Origin of the sequence: Candidimonas sp. SYP-B2681 (assembly GCF_003971065.1) — a bacterium.
Lineage (GTDB): Bacteria > Pseudomonadota > Gammaproteobacteria > Burkholderiales > Burkholderiaceae_B > Pollutimonas.
On sequence record NZ_RYDV01000009.1, the window covers coordinates 177,612 to 183,931 of the forward strand.

The 6,320-nt window shown below is 52.7% G+C and carries 6 protein-coding genes; 3 read left to right on the top strand and 3 right to left on the bottom strand.

The annotated features are described in order from the left end of the window. Positions 1-78: 78 nt before the first annotated feature. Positions 79-1,002: a LysR family transcriptional regulator gene (locus EKL30_RS17635; RefSeq protein WP_126708558.1), complete on the top strand. Its 924-nt coding sequence runs from the start codon at positions 79-81 to the stop codon at positions 1,000-1,002. A 1-nt stretch (position 1,003) separates the two neighbouring features. On the opposite strand, the gene lgt is transcribed toward EKL30_RS17635, so the two are convergent. Further along, positions 1,004-1,789, bottom strand: a complete 786-nt coding sequence (lgt, locus tag EKL30_RS17640) for a prolipoprotein diacylglyceryl transferase (protein ID WP_126708559.1) — start codon at positions 1,787-1,789, stop codon at positions 1,004-1,006. Positions 1,790-1,896: 107 nt separating this feature from the next. On the opposite strand from lgt, the gene EKL30_RS17645 reads away from it, so the two are divergent. Beyond that, positions 1,897-2,247 carry a c-type cytochrome gene (locus tag EKL30_RS17645; RefSeq protein WP_126708560.1) on the top strand — a complete coding sequence of 117 codons (351 nt, stop codon included), beginning with the start codon at positions 1,897-1,899 and terminating at the stop codon, positions 2,245-2,247. 9 nt (positions 2,248-2,256) lie between these two features. Here EKL30_RS17645 and EKL30_RS17650 read toward each other — a convergent pair whose 3' ends face one another. Further along, positions 2,257-3,225 (bottom strand): nucleoside recognition domain-containing protein, encoded by a 969-nt coding sequence (locus tag EKL30_RS17650; RefSeq protein ID WP_126708561.1) that lies wholly within the window; start codon positions 3,223-3,225, stop codon positions 2,257-2,259. A gap of 100 nt (positions 3,226-3,325) precedes the next feature. Next, complete coding sequence (gene hppD / locus EKL30_RS17655) at positions 3,326-4,438, bottom strand: 4-hydroxyphenylpyruvate dioxygenase (protein ID WP_126708562.1); 1,113 nt, start codon at positions 4,436-4,438, stop codon at positions 3,326-3,328. 147 nt (positions 4,439-4,585) lie between these two features. On the opposite strand from hppD, the gene EKL30_RS17660 reads away from it, so the two are divergent. After that, complete coding sequence (locus EKL30_RS17660; RefSeq protein WP_126708563.1) at positions 4,586-5,062, top strand: Lrp/AsnC family transcriptional regulator; 477 nt, start codon at positions 4,586-4,588, stop codon at positions 5,060-5,062. Positions 5,063-6,320: the final 1,258 nt, after the last annotated feature.

Below are 6,320 nucleotides of genomic sequence, written 5' to 3' on the forward strand. Positions count from 1 at the left end.
TAGTCAGGGTCGATGTTTGTCATTAAACGCAATTGTTGATATAACCGTCTATTCAATAATATTGATCAAACGATTCCTGTGAGTAATGAATTAAACATTGAGATACGCGATCTGCGCTATTTTGAAACTATCGCGGAACTTAAGCACCTGGGCCAGGCTTCCGAAGTGCTGCATCGCAGCCAACCGGCGCTTACCAAGTGCGTGCAGCGGCTAGAGAACGAGCTAGGGGCCGCTCTGTTCGAACGCAAGGGCCGCGGGCTGGAGCTGACTGCGGTGGGCAAGGAGTTTTATCTGCGAGCGAAGAAAATTTGCGAAACCAACGACCGCTATTTAAGCGACATGAAGGGCTTTATCGAAGGATCGACGGGTAAAGTGCGAGTCGGATGCGGCCCAATTACCGCAGACTACCTGCTGCCCATCATTTGTAATCTCGCCTTGAAGCATGCCCCGAATGTAGCGCTGGAAATTATGATTGGCACCAATTACGTTCTGAAAGAACAAATTCGGCAAGAGAGGCTGGATCTGATCGTTGGCGTCGTGTCAGACGACAACGAGTTCGTCAGTCAGGCATTTATTGACGATATCGTCGTGGTTGCGGCACGTAAAGGGCATCCAGTGTTCGATATGCCGCGTTTGAGTCTCGAGCATCTTTTGAACTACCACTGGATTCTGCCGACACCGCCGGTCGAGAGCCGAAAATGGCTGGATAATGCCTTTGCATCGCGCAAGCTTGCGAAACCGGCGGCGCACATTGAAACGAATTCCCTTCCTTCGATTCACGATCTGATAGGGAGCACGGATCTGTTGTGCTTCCTGTCCAGATTAACGCTGGAGCACCCGAAGACCCGCGGCCTTCTGCAGGAGGTTGCGCTCGAAGAAACGACCATGACGCGGCAATTAGGGATTACCTATCCGCACGGGTCCCTGACGCCGGCGACTCTGCGACTTATTGAATTGTTGGATGAGTACCATTCGTCTGGGCCGCGCGGCGATAGTGCGTGAACTACCGAACGGCTTTGTTTGAACTCCACGCATAGATAAGGATGCCCGCTAAGATCATGGGCATAGATAACAACTGACCCATGGACAATCCACCAGCCAGCAGGCCAAGATAGGTATCAGGCTCGCGGGTGAACTCGGCCAGAAATCTGAACACCCCATAACCCATCAGAAACATGGCACTGACTTGTCCGATAGGGCGGGGCTTGCGCGCGAACAACCATACCAGGGCAAACAGCGCGAAGCCCTCCAGGCCCATTTCATATAGTTGGGATGGGTGGCGCGCGATTCCATCCGCGGTTTGTGGAAATACCATCCCCCATGGCAAAGTAGTGGGGCGACCCCATAGTTCACCGTTAATAAAATTGCCCATACGCCCCGCCGCCAAGCCTAGCGGAATGAGCGGCGCAACAAAGTCGCCAATTTCGAGTAAAGTTTTTTGCCGCTTGCGGGCAAAAATCAGCAGCACGACGATCACGCCAATAAGGCCGCCATGAAATGACATGCCGCCCTGCCATAGGTAGAAGATTTCTATCGGATGAGCCAGGTATTCGGCGGGCTTATAGAACAGGACATAGCCAAGCCGTCCACCCGCGACCACGCCTAGCACGCTATAAAAGATAATATCTTCAAGATCGCGCAGGCTTAGGTCGGTTTCACCATGTTGAATCCGCCACCGGCCAAGCAGCCATACAAGGGCGAATCCTATCAGGTACATCAACCCATACCAATGTATGGCCACCGGGCCGATTTGCAGCGCGACGGGATCGATCTGTGGATAGTGAAGCATGTCTTTTTCTACGTTGATGAAATATCGCCGATAATACCGCGATATGCCGCCAAGCAAACCGGCCTTGGCAATGGCGTCTTTTTTTATACGGGGTCAGGTACGGTTTTATGTCTTTTCGTTTTTTCTTCGCTTCTTTAGCAAGTGTGCTTGGTATTAGCTTCAGCACACTTGCTGCCGCCGATAGCATAGGCGTCGATCTGGCACGAAGTAATAATTGCTTGGCCTGTCACCAAATAGATCAGAAGCGCGTAGGTCCGTCATTCAAGCTCATTTCACAACGGTTCGCCAATCAAGACGGGGCTCTGGACTACTTGGCCACCACTATTCGGCAAGGCGGGCGCGGCCGCTGGGGTGCTGTGCCCATGCCTGCCCAGCCACAAGTGAGCCCGGCAAATGCGCAGCTTATTGCGGCATGGATCCTTACCCTTGCTAATAATAAGGCTCCGGAAACCAAATAGCACCCGTTGCTACACGCGTTCAGCGGCGCTCACGGGGCGCGTGCTCCAGTTACCGCGATCCGTTAATTTGGCTAGAGCCGCCACAATAGCCAGCGTCACCAGGACACGTCCCACCAGCACCACCCATACGTCGGCGCCCAAAGCTATCAGCAAAAGCGTGTCTTCGATCAGCGAATGCGACAACGACAGCCACGATAACGCCAGAAAGCGCGTTCGTGCGGAAAAATTCTGCTTTGTGGCTTCCTCGATGATCAGTGCTCCACCATAGGTAAGTCCGAGCAATACACCAACGGTTGTGACGGGCGCAACTTGGGCGTTTAGGCCTGATGCCCGCAACAGCGGCATCATGGCGTCGGTGATGCGCCGCGTGATCCCGAGTCGATCGAGAGCGTCGAGCGCGACCACGAGCACGGCAATGATCACGAAAGTCAGCGCCAGCGAAAACGCGGTCGCCTGTATCCATGCGAAATAGGGGTTCGCCGTGCTGCTCCCGATGCCATCAGGCCCACGCAGCCATTCCATGGATACCGGCTCGGACAAAGTATTCGTCAAATAGCAGGTCCATGACACCGCGGCGCCGTATGCGAGCGCGGTTCCGACTCGTAGCGCTGCCGTTGCCCAGAACCCAGCGCCAGCGCGTCGTACGATAGCTTGTTCTACAGGCAAGCTATGTGCGAAAAGCATCATGGCGCAAAGGGCGCTTAGCTGCCCGGCGCTCATGTCCATCGTTCCTGCCAGACTGCTTAACGACGCCAAGCCCCCGTATATGCCGATAAGCAGGGTGGTGGCCCAGATAATTCCCGCTTCGGGCGGCAAATGCAGTAAGGACATTGCTGGAGCAAGGAGGCGTCCGGCAAGCTCGACCAGCCCGAACACTTGTGCGATCTGCACAAGAATCATGACGGGCAGCATAACCTTGCTTACCGTAGCAAACATTCTCCAGCTGCGCCGCAGCATGACCACAGGATACGATAGCATTGCGCTTCTCTGAACGATAAATGAAGCGATTCTATCGGTTTCCTGTGTCTAACGCTTTTACATTGGCACCCTGGTCGGCACGCTAGGAAGCCGAGCCGGTTTAATCAACATTCTTGAGCACGCCGCGCCGCATTTGGTCGAGCTCGATGGATTCGAACAGAGCCTTAAAGTTGCCCTCACCGAAGCCCTCGTTGCCCTTGCGCTGAATGATTTCAAAGAAAATCGGGCCGATCTGATTTTCGGTAAAAATCTGAAGAAGCAAGCCGCCTTCTGCTGCGCCATCGAGCAGAATTTTGTTGGCCTTCAGGCGGTCCACATCTTCGCCGTGATTGGGCAATCGGAGGTCCAGCAGTTCGTAGTAGGTATCCGGGGTATCAAGAAACTGCAAGCCAGAGCTCTTTAGCTGTTCCACCGTTGCGTAAATGTCGTTGGTCGCCAAAGCAATATGCTGTATGCCTTCGCCGCGATACAGATCCAGATATTCCTGAATCTGGCCTTTTTCTTCAGTGCCTTCTTCATTGATCGGAATGCGTATATTGCCGCAAGGAGACGTCATGGCTTTGGACTTCACTCCTGTGACCTTGCCTTCTATGTCAAAGTAGCGCACCTCCCGGAAATTGAACAGACGCTCGTAAAACTCAGCCCATTCTTCCATGCGGCCTTTGTGCACGTTATGGGTAAGGTGATCAACTATTGTCAGGCCCGCGCCGATATGGTTGACGTCGGTCTGGGCTGTCGTCGTATCAATGGGCTCAAAGTCGACGTCGTATATGCTGATGTCGCCGATACCGCCATGACCCTGTTTTCCATGCCAGCGGTCAACAAGATAAATAAGCGAATCGCCTATACCTTTGATGGCAGGAATATTCAGCTCCATAGGGCCGCTGTGCGAATCGAAACCCCAGGCGCCGAGGTCCAGGGCACGCTTGTACGCTTTACCGGCGTCTTCTACCCGGAACGCGATGGCACAGATAGAAGGCCCATGCAGCCGGGCAAAGCGTTGGGCAAACGAGTCCGGCTCCGCATTAATCAGGAAATTGATGCCACCCTGACGATAAAGCGTGACATCCTTCTTTCGATGACGAGCAATGGCCTTGAAGCCCAACGATTCAAATACCTTGCCCAGCGCCTGCGGGTCTGGTGCTGTGTATTCAATAAATTCAAAACCTGCGGTACCCATGGGATTGTCCCAAGGTTGGACGTTTGCGCTCATATTGACTCCGGACTGAACAGTGTTTGTTGATAGACATTGCAATAGCAGATTCTAAGTAAAAACGCTTGGCATTAGATTGCAAACTATGCTTGATATATTGCCCGTTGCGCAATCTAATGCCTATTATTCATAAATTTGGAGTGCTTAATGGCCCAAAATGAGCTCGACAGGATAGACAAACAAATTCTTATGGAACTTCAGCGCAACGGACGCCTCAGTAATCAGGATCTCGCTGACCGGGTTGCCTTGTCCCCCAGCCCCTGCTTGCGCCGCGTCAGGCGCCTGGAAGAGGAAGGCTATATCCGGAATTATGTCGCCTTGGTCAATCCTGAGAAAGTGGGCCTTAAGTTGCTCGCTTACGTAACGATAAGGCTGAATAAAATACACCGAGCAAGCCATGCGCCCATTTCGGACTTCGCTCAAGATGTGCAAGCCTGGCCTGAGGTGGTGGAGTGTTATGCAATGTCCGGAGACATGGACTATTTGTTGCGGGTACAGGTAGAAGACTTAACGCAATTTTCGCGCTTCGCAATGGACAAGCTAATGCAGCATCCCGCAGTGGTCGATATGCGCTCCAGCTTTACATTGCAGCGAATCAAAGAGACGACCGAGCTTTCGGTATGACGAGCTGACATCAGGTGAGGCCGCCGCGGTGTGCGAGCATTCTGTTTTCGTGTTTGTGGTCTCTCTCTATATATATAGAGTACATAGAGAGGTATTGGGGGGCCAACTCGGACCGTGTGTGCGGACTGCGGCCTGTCTACTTAGAATCGGTTTGCTATAGGCAAGACATCTACGTCGAAAAGAGCGAACTGCTTCGCCGTCTCCTCTCTCTCTATATATACGTCTCCTTTTTATTATTAGTCGGGGCGATCAATAGAGAGCTGCTGATTTTCATGCGTTTCGTCATGCTTGGTATCTATATAGAGAGACCGGGAATGCACCTAGCCTGCAGGGCGGGGCGCTTAACTTCTACACGCCCCGCTTATATATATATAGAGGCGGATATATCGTTGTGCGCGAAACACTTCAATATAGTGCACAGAAATAACAAATCTATGTGCCTAAGATCTTCGCTATAGGACCGGGGCAAAGCCAAGCCTATAAGTTCGTGCCTGACTAACTATAGAGGTTCTATATAGATGCGCGAAAGGCTTCGTCTTTTCAGATGTGGAACTGTCCCGAATGCCGCTGAGTTTATATCGGCACGCAGAATCCCAGCAGCAAGCTGATGAATCTCCTGGGAATGCATGATCTGGGGGTTGTAATCCGTTTTAAACGAAAAAGAATCGCGGGTTCGTCTAGGTTTTCAGACGTTTCGCTTTCAAAGCGGCGACGTCGCCAATTTATTTTTGTGGGGGCGGTATTTATATTTCAGCATTGTTTCAATGGCTTAGGCGCGCGGCTCTGCGTTTGGCGCGCACCGCTGACCGATTTTGCCCCAAAGCCGCTTGCACGGCGTAAAAAACCTGTGCTATAGTTTCGTTCTTCGCCGCACAACGCACTCGGGTTTACCCGGATGTTGGAGGGTAGCGAAGGGCAGGAAAAGAGCAGTGAAGGCAGGGCGGTAAGTGGCAGGTTGGCGGTGCGGTCTAGGCCTCCCCCCGGTTTGACAAGCCCCACGAACTCCTTCATAATCTCGTTTCTCTGCAGACACCGCAGGCAGGGCAGCACCGGTTTTTAGGTTACGCCCCACCCGCAGTGACAAAACTGTGGTACACTGGCAGGCTCGGCTCACACAGCGAAGCAGCGGTACCAGATAGGCAGTACCCGTAGTACCGAATACGCAGTATCGACGCCAGACGTTACCGTTTGATGTCACCCGCTCTTTAACAATTTAACAGCCGATAAGTGTGGGCGCTTGGAATGAGTGTGCAACCTT